The following is a 21919-nucleotide window of genomic DNA, read 5'->3' as shown; positions in this document are numbered from 1 at the left end:
ATTTATTAGAGTATATTGATTTTGGAGAGGGCTTTCTCCACAAATATTGTGCATTATCCTCCATATTTTGTCATATTCGTACGATGTTTCTTACGAAACTCGGAGGGTGTACAGTCATTATATTTTTTGAAAAGACGATTATAGGAGTTAACATTGTTAAATCCATGTCCGATCGCAATCTCCAGAATCGTATCCTGACGGAACAATAATGCCCACTCTGACTTGATAATTCGAAAATGATTCAAGTATTCCATCAGTGTTACTCCCTTGATCTCTTTGAACAGTTTGCAGACATGGAACTTGCTGAATTTAATATGTTCCGCTACCTGTTCCAGCTTAATCGGCTCAGCATAGTGCTCCTCCAAGTATTCACAGACCGATTCAAGGAATTCAAATTTTTTGGAAGAAGTACATGCCCATCCTGAAGATGAAGATTCATCGGTGGTAACCGGTACTTTTGTACGTAATAAAAGTATGATGAGATCATACAACCTGGATACCATTAACCATCGGTATCCTGGCTTCTGATTTTTCTTCTCGGTAATGATGTCATCTATATATTGAGTCAGATTGCTCTGACTTCCCGTATCCGAGGGAATAACTGTTGTTTTGTTGAAAAGTTGTCCGAGATCCTGAATTTCGGCTTCGGTGGTGAAACTCCCGGTTAACAATTCGAGTCGGAACAAGATAATGGTCAAATGTTCGGTCCCCGGCAAAAAGCAGTGCACATCCCCTGGTTTGATCAGCAGCACATCCCCTTTTTCCAACTCACACACGTGGTCGTTCACGCCAATTCTGGCGCTCTTTCCATTGACGAGAACCAGTTCAACCTCATCATGCCAGTGTGCAGCATAATTGAACTGATTTCCTGTATGAATTACCCGAATGGGAAAACCTTCTTGCATATGGCCTGTCTCCAAAAAAGTGGGTACGCCCATCGTATCAACCTCCATTTATTTCCAACGCAAAAAAACTCCTCGTCTTTATATTATGCATGAATGGCTACTCTCCTTTCTTTTTAAGTATTTAAAATTCTATAGAATGCAAAAAACTCCTCAACTCAGGTTGAGGAGCCGAACAGAATCACGTTCCACGCATTGGATGTCCAGTGTATATAACGTCTCTACGATCTCTCCGTTCAGCAGTTGGAAGAGAACATGACCTGCAAGCTGGCCTGCATCCCTCTTCGGCTGACGAAATGTGGTTAGAGGTGGATTCATGTATTGAGATGCAGGTATATTGTCAAAGCCAATTACGGATAACTGCTCAGGTATTGAGATATCATGCTCCCTGAAGGCTTCCAAGCCGCCGATCGCCATTTCGTCATTTGCAAAAAATACAGCGGATGGCAACTCTCCTTCAAGCAGTTTCTTGGCTGCATTGTAGCCATCTTGCTTCATGTATTGTCCGCCAATTTTCCATTCGGGGTTCTCTTCAATGCCTGCCTCCTTCAAGGCTTTCAAATAACCTTGATAACGATGGAGATTACATTCCGATTGTGACGGGCCACTAATATAAGCTATTGTCCGATGCCCTTTATCGATCAGATAACGGGTAGCCAAGTAACCGCCTTGCGTATCACTCATCAAAACCTTTACAATATGTTGAGCATCCAGATCCCGATCCATGACAACAATCGGAAAGCCTGCTTCAGATGCTTCAACAAGCAACTGATCTTGAATATTCTGAGCGATAACAATAGCTCCGTCAATTCTTCTTTCACGAATGTAACGATGGGCTGTCGACTTCTCTCCACCCAACGAACTACATACGATCATATCGTATCCATGACTCATAACGACGGTTTCTATTCCGTTCACCAAATCCGAGAAATACGGACTGGACATGTCATGGACAATAACACCAATGGTTTGTGTACTATTTCGTTTTAATTCCGATGCAGGACCATGCCTAACGTAATTGAGTTGAGTCGCTGCCTCAAGTACTCGAAGTCTTGTTGGCTCACTTACATTCCCTTTATCGTTGAGTACACAAGATACGGTCGAACTGGCTACACCAGCCATCTTGGCTACATCTTTAATCGTTGTCATCATATATACTCCTCAAAGACAGTTTCATCTGTTTAGTCCATTATGGCAGTAACACAGCAATACACACGGGATAGTTCACTAGCATTTTAACACGTCAGTCCAGTCATGTCTCTTAGCAAAACATCAACTACGAAAAAACATATTAAAGAAACCGAGGTGCCTTCATGAGATTTAGTGAATATGTAATAGGTCAGCGCTACGAAACCACATCCTTGGCATTATCCAAGAGTGATATTATTGAGTTTGCCACAATCTATGACCCACAGTACATGCATTTGGATGAGGAAAAGGCCAAGCAAGGCCGATTCGGCAGTTTAATTGCTTCTGGCATGCAAACGATGAATATCTCCTTTAAATTATGGATTGAGGTTGGGGTCTATGGAGAGCATGTTGTGGCGGGCACCGGGATGAATAACATTCAATTCCTGAAACCTGTCTTTCCGGATGATGAACTTCATGTCATTGCAGAAGTCATTGGACTGTCTCCCAGACGAAAAGGAAATGGGATTGTTACGGTGCTGCTGAGTACTTTCAATCAAAAGAATCAAAAGGTATTTCAGGCAGAATTAAGTGCATTAATCGATAATTAAGGCTGAGAAAAAGCCAAAAAAGCCGCAAATTGGCGGCTTTTCGTAGATGTATCACATTGAAGCATTTTTAAGCGTTATAACCTTTCAATACCTGCCCCAAAATCTCTACGCCCTTGACAATCTGTTCGTCTGACGGGGTTGAGAAATTAAGTCTGATGGCATTACAAGGGTCTTGCTCGTTCACCAGGAATGCATTTCCCGGTACAACCGCAACCCCTTGAGCTGCCGCTGTCTTGGCATAATCAAGCATTGGCACATGTGCTGGCAGGTCACACCAGAGGAACAGCCCACCATCCGGTTGAGTATACGTAATGGACTTACCCATATGCTCTTGCAGGTTGTCCATCATCAATGTTGCTTTTCTCCGATATACCTCACGAATGCTGTTAATGTGCCCCGCGTAGTCATACTCCGTCATGAACTTGTATGCCAGAATCTGTGGAAGCATGGCTGTATGTACGTCTTCTCCCTGTTTGGCAACAACCATCTTCTCCACAACTTCATGTGGTGCTTGTACAAAACCGACACGCAGTCCCGCCGACAGAATTTTGGAGAATGATCCAACATAGATGACCAGCCCCTCATCATCCATAGATTTGATGGTTGGCACATCTTCTCCATTGAATCGAAGTTCTCCGTACGGGTTATCTTCCAAAATCATAACGCCATACTTCTTGGCCAGCTCGTATATGGCTTTACGTTTCGCAAGACTTGTCGTTACGCCGGTCGGATTCTGAAAACTTGGGATCACGTAGATCAGTTTCACATTTTTCTCCGTTTGCAGCGCCTCTTCCAACTTCTCGATATCCATACCGTCCATCTCCATCGGAACGCCAGCAAGCTTTGCACCGGATGCCCGGAAGGAGTTCAAGGAACCGATAAAGCTCGGACTCTCACAGATAATTGTATCCCCTTCATTACAGAACACTTTACAGGCAAGTTCAATCCCCTGCTGCGCTCCAGATACAATGAACAATTGATCGGCTGCAGTCCCTGTATCAAACCCTGTCTTCAAATGTTGAGTCAATGCTTCCCTGAGGGGAACATATCCTTCCGTAATTCCATATTGCAGAGCCGTGACCGGGTCATGCTCCAGAATGGTTTGGGTGAACGTGCGAATCGCCTCAATAGGAAAGGTTTCCGGAGCGGGATTACCCGCAGCGAATGGAATTACATTTTGACCCGAAGAAGCCTTCAGAATCTCTCGAATAATGGATGGTTGCAGTGCAGCGATACGATTGGAAAATGAATAATTCATCTTAAATAGTGCCTCCCGACATTTCATCTGACTTAGTTCTCTATCATTACATTAGATTCTATTATACGAGCATTTCCCAAATTTCCAAACTGTCTCGACAAAATTAATGTTTATACACCAAAAAAGAGGCTGCCGTCAGCAACCTCTTTTGCATAAGTATTGAGCAAAGTTTCAGCCTGTTAGCGCGCTGCGTTCATCTCGGATAACCGTGTGGCCTTCACAACATAAGCGGCTAGACCTGGGATCATCCGAGCCAGACCGGGATAGAATTTATTGGTTTTGGCAAAAGCCAGCTTTTGAATTCTTCTTGCGCGTCTGAGCAATTGGGTGAATTCCCGGCTTGCTTCCAGCGTGTAATTACTCTGCCAATCGGCATGTTCAATGTCGCCTTGCAGGTACTTGTCAGTCCACCTTGCACACAGGAGTGAAGAGCGAAGGGCAATGGACATTCCGTCTCCACATAAGGGTGGTATCATCAGCATGGCATCCCCAATATGCGGATATTGAGACCATGGCTCAGGAACGTTGGACAGATGCAAGGGCGCAATCGACACTTGCGTTCCATCTACAGGCATTCCTTCGGCTAAACGGGCTGCCAAACTCACGTTTGTCAGGGATGCCGCCTGTAAAATATCGTTTACAGACTTGCCACTTCCCTGGACGGTATCCAGTGTCAACAATGCGGCGACATTCACAATGCCATCCTCAATTGGGGAAATGCCCACGTAACCACCTTGGCAAAAATATAACTCTACCCGTGCGGGAATCTCTATCCCGCTGAAGTGGGACTTAACGCCAACGTATACGGTTTGGTCCCGCAGATCAGGTGCGGAAGCCATCCCACGCGGCTTTTTGGTCCCATGTGCTCCGATGACGGCTTTGGCTCTGTAACTGATCCGCTCATCTCCCTGTTTCACCTGAACCTCATAACTGGCATCCTCAAGCTGCTCGATGCTCGTTATGGTCGCTTTGGTCACAATCTGGGCTCCGGCCTCCAGAGCCTTCTGATGCAAAATCTGGTCCAGCTCATATCGACTTATGCCATATGCAAATCCCGGCAGCGGTGCTTCGATCACTCCGCCTTGTGGCATAACGATTTTGGCATGATCCATGGTGCTGGGTTTCTTCGACCGGTCCAGAAGGTGAATATCCAGAACTTCTAACATCTCCTTGGTTTCGGGTGACATGAACTCACCGCAGGTTTTGTGTCGCGGGAACTCCTGGCGATCCAGCAAAAGGGTCCGATGTCCTTTCCCTGCCAGTTGCATTGCACATGTACTGCCGGCAATTCCGGCTCCGATGACAATCACATCTATCGATTTCGACACGTAAGATCACCTGCCTTTCGTGGGAATAACAACAGAGTAACGGAACAAAGGCTTCCATTCATAAGTCATCGTATCATGATTGAGCCGTTGTTTAAGTTCATTCCAATCCCTCCCTGTAAAACCTTTGGCTACGGAAAGAGGCCCATCATGACGAATATAACGATTGCGCGAGATCATCCGTGTAGTAATCCAGACCGCCTTATAGGATACGGGGTGGCGGTGAATATCATTAATGACGACACCGTATCTGGATGCTCGCAGCATATGAGAAACCATATCAACCAGCTGATCTCCGTCAAAATGATGCACGAACTGGGAACCTGTCACAATATCTGCTGAAGCATCCGGCAGTTGTGTAAGATCGGCACGTTGTACCCGGACTCGGGGTTCGTCACGGAATAGTTGTCTCGCTTCCTCACACGCTTCTTCCGTCAGATCAACCAGCGTAATTTCCAACTGAACACCCTGACGATCTGCCCATTGCAGTAGTTTCTGGTTCACATCTCCTGAACCTGCCCCCACATCCAGTAGAGTCAGCTTATCCGGCCTGCCGACAGAGTTCCACAACTTCTCTACACCAGCCAGAGTTGGGCCAGGTGCTGCAAATATTTTGTTAAGACGTCTCAGATGTCTAAGCGCTTCACGCAGCTCCTCCCCTCCCAGAGAGAAATCATCCATCAGTTCATCTTCCTTGGCTCGAATGGACAATGTTCTAAAAAAGGACATGATCGTGCTCCTCCATCACTGAAGATAATGAGGGTACATAAGTGAATTTCATCAACTCTGCGGTGAGTCCCGGTCCAAATGCCATGGCTACACCATCTGTAGAGGATTGAACCTGTGCCTTCATGTCCTCACGCATCGCGTTCAGTACAAACAGAATGGTATTGGAAGATAAGTTACCATACGTTCTGAGGACATCCCTGCTATACTTTGTTTGCTCGTCTCGCAGTTTCATTACATTCTGTACAGAGTCCACAATCCCACGTCCTCCCGGATGAATGGCCCACAGTTCAGGAAGCTGTTCACTTTGCAATAAGAGACGCAGTTCCTCTTCCAGGTGAACACCTAACAGCTTGGGAATACGAGGGGATAGATACAGGTCATACCCCAGATTCCCTACCTCCCAGGTCATATCTTCAGTCGAATCCGGAAGAAGCACAGAATAACCCGTGCCCAGACTCAGAACATTCTTGTGCTGAGGTTCTGGTGTACCCACTACACAGGAAGAAGCAGCGTCTCCGAAGAATGAAGCTGCAAACAGCGCTTCCCGATCTTGTACGGGCTGAAAATGAATGGTGCACAACTCTACACAGACCACAAGGACCTGTGATCCGGGAGCTCCCTGCACAACATCTCGTGCCATCTGAATGGCTTTCAACCCTGCCGCACACCCCTGAAAGATCAGCGGCAGTCGATTAACTCGGGCAGACAAACCCAAATGACGGATGAGCATAACATCAAGACCCGGCAGATATTGACCGGTGCAGCTGACCGTAATGATATGCGTGATACTCTTTGGAGATACGCCTGAATCCTCCAGGGCTTTCTCTGCCGCCTCAATCCCGAGTGGAAGCGCCTCTCGCTTGTATGTATTCATTCGTTCTTCGGTTGTCGGGATGTCTGATCGCTCACCAGAGGGCAGATAACGGCATTCTTCCAGTGAACCCAGATAGCTCGGTTCCACGGTATATCGTGTTTCAACACCACAGGACTTGAATATTCGTCTGGCAAAACGAGCCAAATCTGGCCGATCCTGAAGAGAAGAAGCGATTAGTTCTGCAATATCTGACTGCGCTACGGGGTGAGCAGGTAGAGCCGTTCCCATGCCAAGAATCGCGATATCGGATGGACTGTTATATTGGTTCATAATAAACCTCCTGGTATTGGTCATTATTTCCTCTAATTTAACAACTCTTACCCTTAACGATATCGTTATAATCTCAATAAGGCTCCTAATCCAGTTTATTAACACATCCTCAAGCTCAGAAGCTTGGTTTCATCAAGCCATTGAAGCAGTCACACCAATGAATGAAAAAAGCCGCCATTAGGCGACTTCAAGGTATCTTTTTAAATAACTTTCTCAAATAATTTCTAACCACTTCTCAACGTCGTTCTGATGTACGTTATTTGGAAAATGCTTCTCTGATCTTGTCACTCATCCGGTACCAGGCATCCTCAGCCATCTGGAGATCGCCAAAATGCGTAAATCCGTGAGCGGCTCCCTCGTACTCCTTAAGAGTCACCTTAACACCGCTTGCTTCCAGCCTTGCTGCATATGTTCTTGCTTCTTGGGCCAGTGAATCTTTCTCCGCGGTAATAATCAATGCTTCTGGAAGACCCTCTACTGATGTTGCAAGCACAGGTGAAGCCAACGGGTCTTGCGCATCTTCTGGCGTTTCAAGGTACATGGCATTAAACGTTCTGGCGATCTCGGCTGGAATGGCTTCTTCAAAACTCGGTTTCTCGGCCGGATCTGTAGCCACATCCAATACGGCATAATCCATAACTTGCAGAACAATTGGCAGCTCGCTTCCTCGTTGCTGATTCAGTAAACACACTGCTGCAGCAAGATTACCACCAGCACTATGCCCCCCGATAGCAAATAGAGACGGGTTAACCGATAAGGATTGCGGATTGGCGTGGACCCACTGTACAACGTCGTAACATTCATGGACTGCCGTTGGGAACTTGTGCTCCGGTGCAAGACTGTAATCGATATTAACGACTACACAATCAGATCGATCAGCGATCAGGCGACACCATGGATCATCCATCTCTGCTTGTCCCAAGATGAAACCACCCCCATGCATATTAAAGAAGACCGGCAGAGGAGCGGAATGGTCCCTATCCGGTGTATACACAAGAACACGTGTATCACCTTTAGTTGTAGGAATCATGACTTCTTCTACTGTGACAGCATACGTGGAACTGGGTTGAAGAGCTGAACCTGTACCGACGACATTTTGACGCATACGTTGTACCATTGACAGTTGTTGTTGATCCATAGATATCACTCCTTTAGTGGATTGCCAATACGCCTACTTCCGTTGTCACTTAAGTATAGATGACATTCGTCTATTCCGTCATGTGCAATTCATTCGATATGTATTGATCAACATGCTCAAACGTGGACCAAAATTACCTTCCCCTGCTCTTAATGCTTCAATGTTAACATTCAGTGCCAGGAGATCGGTTTGGGTCCTTGCTTGTTTCCTGTTTTTTCTGGAACATCATCCAGACCCCCATCAAACAAAATAAAATGCTGCACCCCATGCCAAACAAGCTACTGGTTTTTAATGCAAGAGGTGAGCCTTGCATGGTAAGTAATGTCGCTTGGGTCACCACGATGGATACCATCGCATCGGTGAAGTTAATCATTTTTAATGTAGATATGATCGGGTTATGGAGATGACGGTTCGCCCAGGTACCATACACGGCAAAAACCAGCTTGGTAAAAGCCACTGTAGATACGATATACACGATGTTACCCTCATATATGAAGGCATCGCCGATTAGATACATTCGCAGGCAGACCAGTGAATAGGACATGCCCAGAAAACACAGGAAAAGACCACCGCGCTTATAGACCGTAAGCTCTAATGTATATCTTTCCTTTGGAGACTTCATCCTTTTGGCAACTTTATATTTTTGAAGCACCTGTCCTTTGGCTACACACAGAATCAGATAATATACCGCATTTGTAATGAACCATCCGGAAAGCAGATATATTCCCAGGATTAACTTGCCTATTCCGATCAAAGCATTGATAACAAGGGATACAACGTTGATCATGGCTGTTCGATCTTGTTTATTTCCAAGGTAACGGTCCCACACGGACTTCATGTATGTCTTCATTTCCATATGATATTCAATCTACTTGGCCAGCAGACCAGTGGCTTTTTTACATACCTCATAATATATATTTCTTCTTTCTTACCTTATTGGCGAAGCTCGGCACGTCCTTTATACGATAAATAAATGTGTGTTAAATCAAATAGAAATGTCTCACGATTCGGCCAGAGATTCCCGAATCCTTTTCGGAAGGGATTGGACAACCATATCATAAGAGTGATCGATCATGACGTAGACATCCTCATCGGACAATGAACCATCCAGCGTAATGGTATTCCAGTGTTTTTTGTTCATATGATATCCCGGTTGAACTGCTTCATGCTGCTCTCTCAGGTTCTCTGCAATAACGGGATCACATTTTAGGTTTAAGAGACCGTGCTTTTCTTTGTTTTCAAAAATAAGCGCGAACATCTTACCCGCAACCTTAATCGCGACTGGATCAGGCCCAAATGGATAATCCTTGGTCGCACCTTTCTTGTTCAAACTGTATTCAATCATCGTTTCCTTCAAGTCAGTACCTCCCTTTCACCAGTGGACGATATAATGATACCGAATGTAAGTTCGTATGTAAATAAGCTTGTTGCACATAAAAGCACATAATAAAACCTCCTCCATATCAATGGAGAAGGTTTTATCTGGATTTATTTAGATCTTAATTGGCTCTATCATTCCTAGTTTTGCTGCTGCGGCTGAAGGAGCCATGGTTTGATTTACTGCTACTGCTGTTTGATCTACTGCTATTCGGTCTACCGTCGTTTGAACGACTACTGTTTGATTTACCACTCTTGGCAAACCATTCGGATTTGGGCTTGCGCGCCGGGTTAGCTTTGGACTTCGCCGGTTTGCCTGCAGCCGATTTGTTGAACGAAGGTTTACTGCCTGCTGCTTTGCTGGTTTTATCAAACACAGGTACACCTGTCATTGGATACGGATGACCTTTCACTTCAGGAATCGTCTTTTTGATTACTTTCTCGATATCCTTCAGGAATGGAAGTTCATCCTTCTCACAGAACGAAATTGCCATCCCGCTTTTGCCAGCTCGACCTGTACGGCCAATACGGTGAACATACGTTTCCGGGATGTTAGGCAGGTTAAAGTTAATGACATGTGACAGTTCCTCCACGTCAATTCCTCGTGCCGCGATATCCGTCGCAACTAATACACGTGTTGCACCACTCTTGAAGTTGTTCAGTGCCCGTTGTCTCTCGTTCTGAGACTTGTTGCCATGAATAGCCTGTGCCGTAACGTTCACTTTGGCCAAATCACGTGTAACCCGGTCAGCGCCGCGCTTCGTGCGTGTGAACACCAATGCCGTGACGATGGATTTATCCTCCAAAATTTGGTTCAACATATGTTGCTTCTTGCCGTTCTCCAGCAAATATATAGACTGCTCAATGCGGTCTACTGTTGAAGATACCGGTGTGATTTCTACTTTGACTGGATCAACCAGCAGGGTTTTAACCATTTTGGTGATTTCAGGAGGCATTGTAGCTGAGAAGAACAGCGTCTGCTTTTTGTTCGGCATTTTGGCAATAATTCTTTTCACATCATGAATGAAGCCCATGTCCAACATCCGGTCTGCTTCATCCAGAACGAGAATCTCAACCATCTTCAGATCAATACGTTTCTGATTAATCAGATCGTTCAATCTGCCAGGTGTTGCGATAATAATATCTGCACCTTGATTCAGCGCACGCTCTTGTACTTTTTGCGAAACGCCGCCAACGATTGCCGTACAACGAATGTCCGTATACCGGCTATATACCTTGATGTTATCCGCGATCTGAATAGCCAGTTCTCGTGTTGGTGTCAAAATTAATGAGCGAATATGTCGTGCGGACTTGGGTCCTTTGGATCTTTCGCTTAATAATTGAATGATCGGCACCGAGAATGCTGCTGTCTTGCCTGTTCCTGTCTGTGCACATCCCAGCAGATCTCTGCCAGCTAATACAGCTGGTATGGCCTGTTCCTGTATAGGGGTAGGATTAGTATAATTTGCTTTGCTTAACCCTTCCATAATAGAGGGGATAATATTTAAGTCCTTAAATGTCATGTTGTCTCCTTCATTTACGCACATCTATCAATAAGACGCATCTTTTATTTCACACGTAACGTATAAGGATACCATTAAAAACGTAATCTGTACATTATCTTTTTAATATCACTTTGTTTAACTGACCAATTTAAGACCGACTGCCGATCCAAGCACCATAGCGATAAACAGAATTCTTAGGGCATTTCGAGGTTCTCCGTAAAACACCATGCCAAGAATAGCACCGCCGGAAGCTCCGATTCCCGTCCATACCGCATATGCTGTCCCCATCGGAAGAGTTTCCATCGCAAGGGACAGGAACAGGAAACTCAATCCAAACCCGGCTACCAATAGAACCAGTGAAATGAGATTACGGTCTTTGTGCAACTTGTTTATCATCAGCACTCCGATCATCTCAAATACCCCTGCCAAGATAAGAAATACCCAGTTCATTATAGCTGCACCTCCTTATTCTTCTCTTTGCTCAGCATTTTAAGCCCGATTACGCCGAGTAAAAGTACACCAATGAGTACCATTTTTCCGGTTTGGATAGGTGCATTAAACAGAAAAATCTCTGCAAGCACTGTACCTGCGGTACCCAGGCCAACAAATACTGCATACACGGTTCCCACAGGCAGTGTCCGCGAAGCTGCAATCATCAAGGAGAAACTAATGATAATTGCAACCAATGTAAACCCCCATTCCAACAGACCACTGGCATGTTTCAATCCAATGACCCAACCCACTTCAAACAAAGCAGCAATCACAACCGACATCCACGTTTTATTCATTCCTGTAACTCCCTTTCTCTAATTCATTTTTTTTACACCTAGTATGGGTACATTAGCGTAAAAACAAAAAAAGCCCGGGAAACAAACTGCATGTAGCAGTTCATCTCCCAGGCTTTTATCCCTCCGTGGCACAACCAACAGGTTGTGGGTTTTCTCTCGGACCAGACCGACATACATCGCGGAACCCTAGAAAACCTGTTTTTATTCTAATGTGTCTCCAATTATACACACTTCCACTATCTTGGCAACCCTGATATTATGATCATGTTATTTATTTGATAATCAAACCCATTAATCCTACAAATGTGGCGGCTTGATGTGGTGAAATCACACAACCGTTGAGATCTTCCATGGTCAGCACCAAGGAGTCAAATTCGCAATCGCTAAGATCCAAATCCTTCATTTTGGTCCCCGTTAAGGAAGCTTGGTCGATGTTACATTGACTGAACTCCATTTTTTGCAGTGCCAGATAGGCAAAGTCCGCACCAATCAAGGTACATTCCGAGAAAGAGACCTGTTTCAGATGGGCAAAACGGAAATTGCTATAGTCGCCTAGACCATGAAGGAAATTGACATTTTGCAATCGGCTATTGGAAAAATCAGTTCCGACAAACTTGCAGTTATGCCATTCGATCCGGTGCATGAAGGCACCAGAGAGATTGACATTGGAGAAGTCGCAGTGTTCAAACCGGACATCGGTGAATTCAAATTGTTCCAAGGCAGACTCCGAGATTGTCACATGTCTAAATACAACATTTTCAAAGGAAACCTTACTCGCTTCCTGTTGATCCAATGTAATGTTCTCGATCAGTTTGTGTTTGTACTCCACTTTGGATTCCAGGAATGCAATCGTTTCCGGTTCGAGCAACTGCTCCTGAATCTTGGGTTTGTCCATTTTCATCCCGTATTCCCCTATTCTTTAATAGCTACAACTCGCAGTCGGCTTCTGTCCAGATACCACTGTCCATCCCGCATCAGTTGTGGCCGCACTCTTTTCTCGACAGCTTCCATAATAACATCCTGTTCCGCAGGTGTGATACCACTGAATAAATACTCCGCGAAGCTGGTCAACCACTTTCTGACACCTGGCTTAAACGGGGTAAATTGGTCAACGTGCTGCGCCAGACGAACTCGAAATCCGTGTTGTTCTAGTAGATTAGCATATTCGCCAATGGTCGGGTGATACCATGGATTCCGTCCTTCCCATTTGTATCCACGGGCATTCAGTTCTTCCCTTACCGCTGTTATTAATATAGCCGTGTTGCCACTTCCAGCAAACTCAGCCACGAATCGTCCTCCCGTCTTGAGCGCTAACTGTATGGATTGTACTACAGCTGGAGCATCCTTTATCCAATGCAGAACGGCATGAGAGAAGACCGCATCAAACGTTTCTTCTGTCCGATAATGACAAGCATTTTCGACTTGAATATTCATATCAGGGTATTTCTGTTTAGCTTGCCTAATCGTCTCTTCTGAAAAATCTATACCTATTGGCAGCGCTCCTGCGGCTGCAATTTTGGCTGTCAGATCCCCATTGCCACAACCCACATCAAGAATACGTTCACCTTGGGATGGCTGGAGCAGGGATAAGATAGGGGTTTCCTGTAACGTTGCAAAAGGAGCGGAATGACCACACCATGATTCGTTCGCTTGACCGGATGAATGTCCGTTATTCATAGAATATAATCTCCTTTTTAATTAAGGATCTAATGTATCTATAATAACTTCAATATAAGAGAACTGTCAATTCACTCATCAGATAACTATAAAAAAAGCCGCCGAATGGCGACTTTAACATTAAGAATTGGGATCAACTGAGATTTCCTGTTACCGGATGCGGTACATACGCGTCTTCGAGGAAACCGATCTCTTCCATAGTCAGCTTCACCTTAAGGGCTGCCATTGCATCCTCCAGATGGTGAATTTTGGTCGCCAGGACAATCTCATCCCGACGCGCAAAGTCCTTCAATGCACGTCCAACAATTTCCTCACTGGTTCCATCCGAATAGATATTGGCAGTATCGAAGAAATTAATACCAGCATCCAATGCTTTCTGGATGAACGGTCGACTCTGCTCTTCATTCAGGGACCATGGAGCCATTCCGCGTTCCGGTACACCGTAACTCATGCAACCTAGACATAATCTGGAGACATCCAGACCGGTACGTCCTAATTTCACATATTCCATATTTCACACTCTCCTTCAATTTGTTCTGTGAATGGATGTTGTCTCGACCTCTTCGGTAACTAGCTCTAACCAGCATGTGAAGTATATCTCTCGATGTACGGAATTTTCTTCGAACTTGATCTGTGATTCGAGCCTGTCAATCAATATTTGCCTCACATGGTTTGATAACCACTTCATCACCTTACTCACCCAACTTTTCGAATAAACTTTAATCGCTTGGCTCTGTTAACATACTCTTAGTATGCCGAGTCATGGGCTGCAAGCGGTATATCAATCGTCTTAATTGATTGCCTGATCCTCTCAGGCCCCCTTTTGGTTCTGTACGGTAAGCTTTATAATTTAAGTAGGTTAAATCCGTGAGGAGGATACGTATGACCGAAGAATTATTTCTACCAAAACAGGAATTGAGTGACCTGATCGAACGCCATTCCAATCATAACGGTGCAATGGAAACGGCGGTTCCTTCCTTGATTGTCTATCACCATTCCAAGATTAGTGAACCCGCATACAGAGTGTATAAACCTTCATTTTGTGTGATTGTTCAAGGGTTGAAAGAAGTATTGCTCGCACAGGAGCGTTATGAATATGGATCTTCCAATTACCTGATTGCTTCCATGAATCTCCCGGTCATCGGGCAGATTATCAAGGCATCCGCTGATGCACCCTACTTAAGTCTCAAGCTCGAATTCACACCGAACCAAATTCTCGAAGTACTTAACGAATGCAATATCAAGGTAACATTCAACGAAAACGCCAGACGAGCCATGTTTGTAGGTCAGATGGAATCGTCCATTCAGGACGCTGTACTCCGACTTGTTCGTTTGCTGGATACGCCGGGAGAGATTCCGTTTCTGGCTCCGTTGTACGTTAAAGAAATCCTGTTCCGCCTCCTTCAAGGGCCTTACGGAGGAGAACTGGCGCAGATTGCGGTTGAAGGTAGCAGCACTTATCGGATCAGAGAAGCGATTGAGTACATCGTTCATCATTGGGAACAGCCATTTCGCATTGAAGATCTGGCTGAGACCGCCAGTATGAGCGTCTCTTCATTCCATCGTCACTTCAAAGAGATCACAGCTATGAGCCCATTACAATTCCAGAAACAATTAAGATTACAGGAAGCCCGGCGACTTCTGATGGCCGAATCTGCAGATGCGGCAGATGTAGCGTTCCGGGTTGGTTACGAGAGTGCTTCCCAATTTAGCCGCGAATATGCACGCATGTTCGGTGCGCCGCCAAGAGCCGATATCCGACGGCTGAAAGAGAAATACGATATGGCCTTGAGTGAGTAACCGAGTATATACTGCCACAAAAAGCACGAAAAAGGACAACCACAACGGGTTGTCCTTTTTCAGTATCAGAATTCTGCGTAATTGCTTTTGGATTATTCAAATACTCGTATTTATGAGAAGGAAATCGGAACTGTTCTCCTTCATTTTTGAACAAGATTAGACCAATGCTTCGACCCGTTCTGGCACGTGGATCTCTTCGTACAATAATTGAGTGATATCACGAGTCAGTGCATCCACATTCTCTTGACGAGTTGCCCAGCTGGTACAGAATCGCACCGCACTGTGTGTATCGTCAACCTTTTCCCAGAAGGTGAACGTATAACCGCTGCGTAATTTCTCAAGCAAACGATCAGGCAGAATCGGAAACTGCTGGTTGGTTGGTGAATCGTACAGGAAGCGTACCCCCTGCTGTTCAAGTGAGTCATGAATTCTCAAGGCCATATCTACGGCATGACGAGAAATGTCGAGGTAAAGACCATCTTCGAACAACGTTTCAAATTGGATTCCCAGCAATCTGCCTTTGGCAAGCAGGCCACCTTTTTGTTTGATCATATAACGAAAATCTGGCTTCAGTGCATCATTCAGGATGACAACCGCCTCTCCCATCAATGCGCCAATCTTGGTTCCCCCGATGTAAAATACATCACACAATCGTGCAAGGTCAGCAAGTGTCATATCGCAATCGCGTGAAGCGAGTGCATATCCAAGACGTGCTCCATCCACGAAAAACGGAAGACCACATGCTCTGCTCACTGTATGCAATGCTTGCAGTTCTGCCTTGCTGTACATCGTTCCATTCTCCGTTGGTTGGGAAATGTAGATCATTCCTGGTTGAACACAGTGTTCCGGCGACGACTCATTCATGTGCGCATCGTAGACTGCTCTAACCTGCTCAGGCGTGATCTTTCCGTCCTCGCTTGGAACTGTGAGCACCTTATGTCCCGTAGCTTCAATAGCTCCCGTCTCATGAACCGCAATGTGTCCCGATGTCGCAGCAATCACTCCTTGATATGGACGCAAAATAGATGCAATCACCGTTGTATTTGTCTGTGTACCGCCAACCAAGAAATGAACATCAGCGTGCTCATTGTCACATGCCTGACGAATAAGCATCCTCGCCCGTTCACAATGCTCATCCGTGCCATACCCGCTCGTCTGTTCCATGTTGGTTTCCATCAGTCTTTGTAAAATTCGTTCATGCGCACCTTCGTTATAATCACATTCAAATCGTATCATCGTGTTGTCTCTCCTGCCTTCTTGTTCAACTTCTCTTGTATGTTCATCATGGAGGTGTATACCTCTTGAATCTCTTCTTCATTCAATTCTTGCATCAGCTTCAGGATCTGTTGATCGGATCGATCATTCAATTGGGCATACAGTTCCTCACCCTTGGCTGTCAGACGAATAAGACTGACCCGGCTGTCGGCAGCAGAATCCACTTTCACCAGCAGTCCTTCCTTGGACAGCTTGTTCACAATTCGGCTCATGTAACTGCGATCAATGGTCAGTGTATCTACCAGATTGTTCGCAATGCTCTCTCCCCGAATTCCAATTTCAATAATGACCCGTACTTCTGCAAAGGAATACCCTGTTCCGAGAATATGCTTGTCGAGTACACCGAGTATGTTGGTATAAAAACGGTTAAAACGTCGCATGTCAGCCAGTATATCTGGATTTATGTACTGAGAGTCGATGTCAAACCCTCCTTTTTAGTGGACATTGTCAACATTATAATAATCACGTTAGTGGACGTTGTCAACATTATCTTTTGCATAGCATTTGATAACTTCATTTTTATTATCCAAACAGAAAAAAGCCACGCATATGCGCGGCAAGGTTTACTTGATTTAGATACTTAGTCGGCTACTTAAGTTTCTATATAAATTGACTAAACATTTACACAAAACGGAGAGGACAGAAAGAACCTGAAAAAGCGGATCGTTCGCCTACAAGCTTTCTGCAGGAAAGCTACATCGGAAGCATACGCTATCCCCGGATTTCCCCCTTTCTAGAAGGAATCAAAAAATCTGGGGATAACAGCGATCGGAAGGTTGTTCTGTCATCGGAGTGACGAGTGTAATTATTTTTTTGTTCAATTTACCTGAATTAAGAGTGACTATATTGCACCTGATGAAGACGGCTGTATATCCCTCCAGCGGCGACCAATTCCTCATGGTTGCCCTGCTCAGCGATACCATCTGTGTTTACTACGATGATTCGATCTGCATTCTTGATAGTTGTCAGTCTGTGTGCAATCACAAGTGTTGTTCTGCCCACCGACAATTCAGCGAGTGATTGCTGGATCAGTGCTTCCGTTTCCGTATCCAGAGCAGAGGTTGCCTCATCCAGAATAAGAATGGGGGGGTTTTTCAAAAACATACGTGCGATGGACAAACGCTGTTTTTGCCCTCCCGACAGTTTAACACCACGTTCACCAATAATGGTATCCATGCCATCAGGCAACGTGAGAATCAGTTCCTCCAATGAGGCACGACGGGCTGCTTCCCAGATTTGTTCATCCGATGCACTCAAATGCCCATAAGCAATATTCTCCTTAATGGTACCCGAGAACAAAAATACATCCTGTTGAACGATTCCGATATGCTTACGCAAGGATTGAAGCTTAACGTTACGAATGTCGACGCCATCTACAGTGATACGTCCCTCTTCTACCTCATAGAATCGGGGAAGCAGGCTGCAGATCGTCGTCTTGCCTGCACCCGAAGGACCAACAAAAGCAACGGTTTCCCCTGGTCGAACAGACAGACTGATATCACTCAGAATACGCCGACTGGATTCATATCCGAACGAGACGTTCTCGAAGCGAATATCCCCCTTCACACTTTCGAATTCAACGGCGTTTTTGCTATCCGCAATTTCAGGTTCTGTATCAATGATCTCCAGATACCGCTTGAAACCAGCGATGCCCTTTGGATAACTTTCAATGACTGCATTGATTTTCTCAATCGGACGGAAAAAGATATTGGATAACAGCAGGAAGGCCATAAAGTCACCCATATTGATTCTGCCATCGATATAAAACCAAGCCCCGCTGATCATGACAAACACCGTAACCAGTCGCATCATCATATAACTGACCGAGATACTTTTCGCCATCGTTTTGTAGGCAAGCAGTTTGGTTTTACGGAAATTCTGATTATCCACCGCAAAAAGTTCTTTCTCATGTTCTTCGTTGGCGAACGATTGCACAACACGCATGCCACCAACGTTATCTTCAATGCGTGCATTGAAATTGCCGACGTCTCCGAAAAGTCGCCGATACGTTTTCGTCATCCGCCCGCCAAATACGATAATGACCCAAGCCATAATTGGGATAATGATAAAGGTAAGCAGCGCAAGCTCAAGATTAATGTTAGCCATCAGCCAGAACGATCCGATTAATGTCATTACTGCGATGAATACATCTTCAGGTCCATGGTGAGCAACCTCGCCAATATCATTCAGATCATTCGTAAGATGACCAATTAAGTGGCCTGTTTTACGATTATCAAAGAAACGGAAGGACAGCTTCTGCAAGTGAGCGAACATCTTCTCACGCATGTTGGTCTCAATATTAATGCCAAGCATATGTCCCCAGTATGTAACGACATAGTTCAATACGGTATTAAGTGCATAGATGGATAACAACACAATACAGGCAAGCAAAATAAGAGGCCAATCCTGACCTGGCAACAATTCATTAATGAACTTGCTGACGGCAAGGGGGAAAGCCAACTCCAGAAGCCCTGCGAGTACAGCGCATCCAAAATCAATCAAAAACAGTTTTTTATAGGGACGATAATACGAAAAAAAACGACGAATCATACTTATTCACTCTCACTCTCCAGATCCTTATTGGGACTTACATCTTCATTTTGCAGCTCGAAAAGATGGATATACTCGTCGATGACCTGATCAATAGCTTTTAACTCCCCACTGATCATCGGGCGAATATGTTCGTACTCCTCCTGTCCAAGTTGTCGGACAAGCGTTGTTCTTCGATTCTGCATTTGTTCCAGAAATACAAGAATCCGGCCGCGACGGAATGTTTGCGCTCCATGGCCCCGTTTCCCCTGATGTTCACCATGTCCTCTGCCACGTCTGGAACGCTCTCCGCGTTGCTCATTGTCACTCACATCACGTTTCGGACGTTCACCTTGACGTACACTTCCATCCATCTCTTCGATAGGACGATCTCTCATTTGTGCCACCCCCATTACGTGTATACATATGTATACAACGCATTTATGTATACGATTGTATACGCGATAAAAAGAAGTGTCAACCTAAATTTTCCAATAAAGTAACTGCGCTCGTATGTTCATCATCTCTTGAACAGAAAAAAGCCGCGATTTCGCGACTTCTTTTGTTTTTCACTATTTTTACTCCTACAAAAATCATCATCATTCACTGCACCAAATCTATTGTTACTATTTCAATGAAATTTCAAATGTGGAATCCACGTCACCTGCAAATACAATGCGGCCGTTTTCTGGTAAAACAACCTCATTCTGACCGCTGACTACGGTGTGATTAATACAAATACCCTTTTGATCATATACGGCAAAGGCGCCAGTTGCAGGCATTTTAACCGTCATGACTTTTCCTTTCACCGTTGCTGGTATCGAAAACCATCTGGCATATCCGTCTGCTTGAATTGTTGCTAGAGATTGTTTACCCGAATATAGTGGTTGTACCATTTCCTCACTGGCGTATATGCTACCAACGGCTGTAATGTACTCTACTCCGTTCTTTTCGGTGAAATAAATCTCCTTGGTATCACGTCCAGCCAGGCCAGGGATTTGCAGCTCCGTGACTGCTTCGTTTGCTCCAATAATCTTAGTGTTGGATATATACCCCGGGGTCTCTTTGTCCAAATGAATCGGGAGAATTGGTGCTGAATTGAGATAAACCGTTGATGTGTATTTCTCATTCACCAGGTAATATTTTTCACCTTCACGCTGCCCCCATGAGGCCGTAATATCCTGGGATAATTCATTGACTTCCAGCTTCTCCGCTTTATATTCTGAGAAAGCCAACTGACCAAGTCCTGGCAAGGATACAAAAGATCGAGACCACAGATAAGTCCTTCCATTCTTCTCCTTAACAAATTTCAACTTTTCCGTGCCTTCATCGTTAACAAAAGTACCATCCGCTGTATAGGTGTATGTTTGAGCCGGATTACTTGGAGCTGTGAGTGTGGATACAGTCAGTTGTCCAGCATGATTCATTTCGATCTTCTTAACCGAATTATTGGCACCATATATACCAGCATACGTAGATATTTCTTCAGGCATATCGGCCTTCACTGGCACGCCAAATGATTTTTCCGGCTTCCGTTCTGTAATAATCCCCTTTTCCTCAAGTGCGCTGAGCAATAATTCACTCGCAATGAACTGATCTTTGGCACTTGTCCCACCAGATGAAGTAACGGCTGCAGCCAGATTGTATTCCGGCAATACGATTAATGATGAGTGATAAGATATGGTATCTCCACCTTTGGTTACTGCTTTGATGCCGTATTCACTGAATGGGTACAGATTTACACTATCCCACCCTAGCCCGTAAGATATAGACGTGTCGCCACCCTCCGGCCACATGCCTCTTTTGTATTCTTCTTGCGCCATGGCTTCGACTGACTTACTGGAAAGAATGTCTTGGACCTCTCCCGTGAAGATTTGTGAAAACTTCACAAGATCTTCAGCGGTGGAATAAATGCCTCCAGTAGCGATGACATTATAATTCTCTTGTGGAAGCTGACCCTCAACCAAAGGAGAATAGATTCCCGCCATTGCTGCCGGGTCAACCACATCCTGTGGTGTTTTGGTATGTTTCATGTCCAAAGGTTTCGTAAAATATTGATGTATAAAAGCTGTAAAACTCATGCCGCTAACACGTTCAACCATAATCTCGGATAACGTAAACCCATCGTTACTATACACGGAGAATGCGCCGGGATCTGCCTTCAGGTTTTGACTCGCCAATTGCTCGAGAAACGTATCATGTGAGTACGTATCATTATCCCCGTACAATGTGGCATTGCTGCCAGTGCTGCCCAGCAGACCGGAAGAATGATTCAACAGCATGCGTGGTGTGATTTGTTTGTAGCGATGATCCTTCATCTGAAAATCAGGTATATAGTTCACAACAGGCAGATCCAAATCAATCTTGCCTTCGTCAACTAACTTCATAACAGAAGCTGTGAGGAACATTTTACTAGTTGAACCTATACCATAGATCGTATTTGAAGTAAGCGGCACCTTGTTGTTTTTATCGTTTTTACCCGTCTGACCGGACACCACAATCTCTCCACCATCAATGAGGGCATATTGCAGGCTAGTTATTCCATGTTTCTCGGTCAGTAATTTGGCTTTCTCCGCTACTATTTTCTTGGTTGGTTCATACGTCAGGTCACTGCTGTTAACGGCAGTTGATGCGGCCATGACTGACATTGGAGCTAACATCGTTAACACCAGAGTTAACACAGCGATTGAAGTTCGTTTTCCCTTTTGTCGTCCCATTCACATCATCTCCTGA

At 44.9% G+C, this 21919-nt stretch carries 21 protein-coding genes, 1 pseudogene and 1 riboswitch; of the genes and pseudogenes, 2 read left to right on the top strand and 20 right to left on the bottom strand.

Annotated features, from left to right (window positions below; all coding sequences use genetic code 11):
* Positions 1-53 precede the first annotated feature (53 nt).
* Positions 54-938: an AraC family transcriptional regulator gene (locus QNO02_RS13900; RefSeq protein WP_289392456.1), complete on the bottom strand. Its 885-nt coding sequence runs from the start codon at positions 936-938 to the stop codon at positions 54-56.
* 117 nt (positions 939-1055) lie between these two features.
* Positions 1056-2054 carry a LacI family DNA-binding transcriptional regulator gene (locus QNO02_RS13895; RefSeq protein WP_339309345.1) on the bottom strand — a complete coding sequence of 333 codons (999 nt, stop codon included), beginning with the start codon at positions 2052-2054 and terminating at the stop codon, positions 1056-1058.
* Positions 2055-2215: 161 nt separating this feature from the next.
* On the opposite strand from QNO02_RS13895, the gene QNO02_RS13890 reads away from it, so the two are divergent.
* A complete protein-coding gene (locus QNO02_RS13890; RefSeq protein WP_091016472.1) occupies positions 2216-2641 on the top strand; it encodes a MaoC family dehydratase in 426 nt (141 codons plus the stop codon).
* Positions 2642-2708: 67 nt separating this feature from the next.
* Here the strand turns inward: QNO02_RS13890 and QNO02_RS13885 are convergent, their stop codons facing one another.
* The 13 genes and pseudogenes from QNO02_RS13885 to QNO02_RS13825 form a co-directional block, all read right to left on the bottom strand.
* Positions 2709-3899, bottom strand: a complete 1191-nt coding sequence (locus QNO02_RS13885) for an aminotransferase-like domain-containing protein (RefSeq protein ID WP_105598637.1) — start codon at positions 3897-3899, stop codon at positions 2709-2711.
* Positions 3900-4078: 179 nt separating this feature from the next.
* Complete coding sequence (locus QNO02_RS13880; RefSeq protein ID WP_289392450.1) at positions 4079-5227, bottom strand: NAD(P)/FAD-dependent oxidoreductase; 1149 nt, start codon at positions 5225-5227, stop codon at positions 4079-4081.
* 6 nt (positions 5228-5233) lie between these two features.
* Complete coding sequence (locus tag QNO02_RS13875; RefSeq protein WP_289392449.1) at positions 5234-5953, bottom strand: methyltransferase domain-containing protein; 720 nt, start codon at positions 5951-5953, stop codon at positions 5234-5236.
* Complete coding sequence (locus QNO02_RS13870) at positions 5940-7097, bottom strand: type III polyketide synthase (protein ID WP_091030798.1); 1158 nt, start codon at positions 7095-7097, stop codon at positions 5940-5942. Before QNO02_RS13870 ends, QNO02_RS13875 begins: the two co-directional genes overlap by 14 nt.
* Before the next feature lie 256 nt (positions 7098-7353).
* Entirely contained in the window at positions 7354-8235 is an 882-nt protein-coding gene (locus tag QNO02_RS13865) for an alpha/beta hydrolase (RefSeq protein WP_289392448.1), read from the bottom strand.
* A 163-nt stretch (positions 8236-8398) separates the two neighbouring features.
* Complete coding sequence (locus QNO02_RS13860) at positions 8399-9073, bottom strand: hypothetical protein (RefSeq protein ID WP_289392447.1); 675 nt, start codon at positions 9071-9073, stop codon at positions 8399-8401.
* Between the two features lie 162 nt (positions 9074-9235).
* Positions 9236-9592 carry an MmcQ/YjbR family DNA-binding protein gene (locus QNO02_RS13855; RefSeq protein ID WP_133384672.1) on the bottom strand — a complete coding sequence of 119 codons (357 nt, stop codon included), beginning with the start codon at positions 9590-9592 and terminating at the stop codon, positions 9236-9238.
* Between the two features lie 142 nt (positions 9593-9734).
* Positions 9735-11135, bottom strand: a complete 1401-nt coding sequence (locus tag QNO02_RS13850; protein ID WP_091030807.1) for a DEAD/DEAH box helicase — start codon at positions 11133-11135, stop codon at positions 9735-9737.
* A 117-nt stretch (positions 11136-11252) separates the two neighbouring features.
* Positions 11253-11567 (bottom strand): DMT family transporter, encoded by a 315-nt coding sequence (locus QNO02_RS13845; RefSeq protein WP_091030808.1) that lies wholly within the window; start codon positions 11565-11567, stop codon positions 11253-11255.
* Positions 11567-11905: a DMT family transporter gene (locus QNO02_RS13840; protein ID WP_133384669.1), complete on the bottom strand. Its 339-nt coding sequence runs from the start codon at positions 11903-11905 to the stop codon at positions 11567-11569. Before QNO02_RS13840 ends, QNO02_RS13845 begins: the two co-directional genes overlap by 1 nt.
* A gap of 102 nt (positions 11906-12007) precedes the next feature.
* A riboswitch (guanidine-I (ykkC/yxkD leader) is annotated at positions 12008-12106 on the bottom strand.
* Between the two features lie 70 nt (positions 12107-12176).
* Complete coding sequence (locus tag QNO02_RS13835; protein ID WP_091030814.1) at positions 12177-12806, bottom strand: pentapeptide repeat-containing protein; 630 nt, start codon at positions 12804-12806, stop codon at positions 12177-12179.
* Positions 12807-12817: 11 nt separating this feature from the next.
* Positions 12818-13582 carry a class I SAM-dependent methyltransferase gene (locus QNO02_RS13830; protein ID WP_289392443.1) on the bottom strand — a complete coding sequence of 255 codons (765 nt, stop codon included), beginning with the start codon at positions 13580-13582 and terminating at the stop codon, positions 12818-12820.
* Between the two features lie 187 nt (positions 13583-13769).
* A pseudogene (locus QNO02_RS13825) lies at positions 13770-14093 on the bottom strand (aldo/keto reductase); the annotation flags it as partial.
* Between the two features lie 371 nt (positions 14094-14464).
* Here QNO02_RS13825 and QNO02_RS13820 point away from each other — a divergent pair.
* Positions 14465-15382: an AraC family transcriptional regulator gene (locus QNO02_RS13820; RefSeq protein WP_289392441.1), complete on the top strand. Its 918-nt coding sequence runs from the start codon at positions 14465-14467 to the stop codon at positions 15380-15382.
* A gap of 156 nt (positions 15383-15538) precedes the next feature.
* Here the strand turns inward: QNO02_RS13820 and QNO02_RS13815 are convergent, their stop codons facing one another.
* The 5 genes from QNO02_RS13815 to QNO02_RS13795 all read right to left on the bottom strand — a co-directional run bounded on the left by QNO02_RS13815 (position 15539) and on the right by QNO02_RS13795 (position 21903).
* Complete coding sequence (locus QNO02_RS13815) at positions 15539-16618, bottom strand: threonine aldolase family protein (RefSeq protein WP_289392440.1); 1080 nt, start codon at positions 16616-16618, stop codon at positions 15539-15541.
* Positions 16615-17037, bottom strand: a complete 423-nt coding sequence (locus tag QNO02_RS13810) for a MarR family winged helix-turn-helix transcriptional regulator (protein WP_036670809.1) — start codon at positions 17035-17037, stop codon at positions 16615-16617. The genes QNO02_RS13815 and QNO02_RS13810 overlap by 4 nt, the downstream gene beginning before the upstream one ends.
* A gap of 451 nt (positions 17038-17488) precedes the next feature.
* The gene (locus QNO02_RS13805) at positions 17489-19207 is read right to left on the bottom strand and encodes an ABC transporter ATP-binding protein (RefSeq protein WP_289392439.1); all 1719 of its coding nucleotides are present in this window, start codon (positions 19205-19207) and stop codon (positions 17489-17491) included.
* 2 nt (positions 19208-19209) lie between these two features.
* Positions 19210-19584, bottom strand: a complete 375-nt coding sequence (locus tag QNO02_RS13800) for a hypothetical protein (protein ID WP_289392438.1) — start codon at positions 19582-19584, stop codon at positions 19210-19212.
* Positions 19585-19812: 228 nt separating this feature from the next.
* Entirely contained in the window at positions 19813-21903 is a 2091-nt protein-coding gene (locus tag QNO02_RS13795; protein WP_289392437.1) for a serine hydrolase domain-containing protein, read from the bottom strand.
* Positions 21904-21919 lie beyond the last annotated feature (16 nt).

This window comes from Paenibacillus sp. PK1-4R (assembly GCF_030369595.1).
Classification (GTDB): Bacteria; Bacillota; Bacilli; order Paenibacillales; family Paenibacillaceae; genus Paenibacillus.
The sequence above is the reverse complement of the archived record's forward strand: the minus strand, read 5'-3'. Positions and strand labels throughout refer to the sequence as shown.

Excerpts from the sequence above, each read along its gene's own strand:
- QNO02_RS13900 (WP_289392456.1), bottom strand. The coding sequence starts at position 938 with ATGGGCGTACCCACTTTTTTGGAGACAGGCCATATGCAAGAAGGTTTT.
- QNO02_RS13895 (WP_339309345.1), bottom strand. The coding sequence starts at position 2,054 with ATGATGACAACGATTAAAGATGTAGCCAAGATGGCTGGTGTAGCCAGT.
- QNO02_RS13890 (WP_091016472.1), top strand. The coding sequence starts at position 2,216 with ATGAGATTTAGTGAATATGTAATAGGTCAGCGCTACGAAACCACATCC.
- QNO02_RS13885 (WP_105598637.1), bottom strand. The coding sequence starts at position 3,899 with ATGAATTATTCATTTTCCAATCGTATCGCTGCACTGCAACCATCCATT.
- QNO02_RS13875 (WP_289392449.1), bottom strand. The coding sequence starts at position 5,953 with ATGTCCTTTTTTAGAACATTGTCCATTCGAGCCAAGGAAGATGAACTG.
- QNO02_RS13870 (WP_091030798.1), bottom strand. The coding sequence starts at position 7,097 with ATGAACCAATATAACAGTCCATCCGATATCGCGATTCTTGGCATGGGA.
- QNO02_RS13865 (WP_289392448.1), bottom strand. The coding sequence starts at position 8,235 with ATGGATCAACAACAACTGTCAATGGTACAACGTATGCGTCAAAATGTC.
- QNO02_RS13860 (WP_289392447.1), bottom strand. The coding sequence starts at position 9,073 with ATGAAGTCCGTGTGGGACCGTTACCTTGGAAATAAACAAGATCGAACA.
- QNO02_RS13850 (WP_091030807.1), bottom strand. The coding sequence starts at position 11,135 with ATGACATTTAAGGACTTAAATATTATCCCCTCTATTATGGAAGGGTTA.
- QNO02_RS13845 (WP_091030808.1), bottom strand. The coding sequence starts at position 11,567 with ATGAACTGGGTATTTCTTATCTTGGCAGGGGTATTTGAGATGATCGGA.
- QNO02_RS13840 (WP_133384669.1), bottom strand. The coding sequence starts at position 11,905 with ATGAATAAAACGTGGATGTCGGTTGTGATTGCTGCTTTGTTTGAAGTG.
- QNO02_RS13835 (WP_091030814.1), bottom strand. The coding sequence starts at position 12,806 with ATGAAAATGGACAAACCCAAGATTCAGGAGCAGTTGCTCGAACCGGAA.
- QNO02_RS13830 (WP_289392443.1), bottom strand. The coding sequence starts at position 13,582 with ATGAATAACGGACATTCATCCGGTCAAGCGAACGAATCATGGTGTGGT.
- QNO02_RS13820 (WP_289392441.1), top strand. The coding sequence starts at position 14,465 with ATGACCGAAGAATTATTTCTACCAAAACAGGAATTGAGTGACCTGATC.
- QNO02_RS13815 (WP_289392440.1), bottom strand. The coding sequence starts at position 16,618 with ATGATACGATTTGAATGTGATTATAACGAAGGTGCGCATGAACGAATT.
- QNO02_RS13810 (WP_036670809.1), bottom strand. The coding sequence starts at position 17,037 with ATGCGACGTTTTAACCGTTTTTATACCAACATACTCGGTGTACTCGAC.
- QNO02_RS13805 (WP_289392439.1), bottom strand. The coding sequence starts at position 19,207 with ATGATTCGTCGTTTTTTTTCGTATTATCGTCCCTATAAAAAACTGTTT.
- QNO02_RS13800 (WP_289392438.1), bottom strand. The coding sequence starts at position 19,584 with ATGAGAGATCGTCCTATCGAAGAGATGGATGGAAGTGTACGTCAAGGT.
- QNO02_RS13795 (WP_289392437.1), bottom strand. The coding sequence starts at position 21,903 with ATGGGACGACAAAAGGGAAAACGAACTTCAATCGCTGTGTTAACTCTG.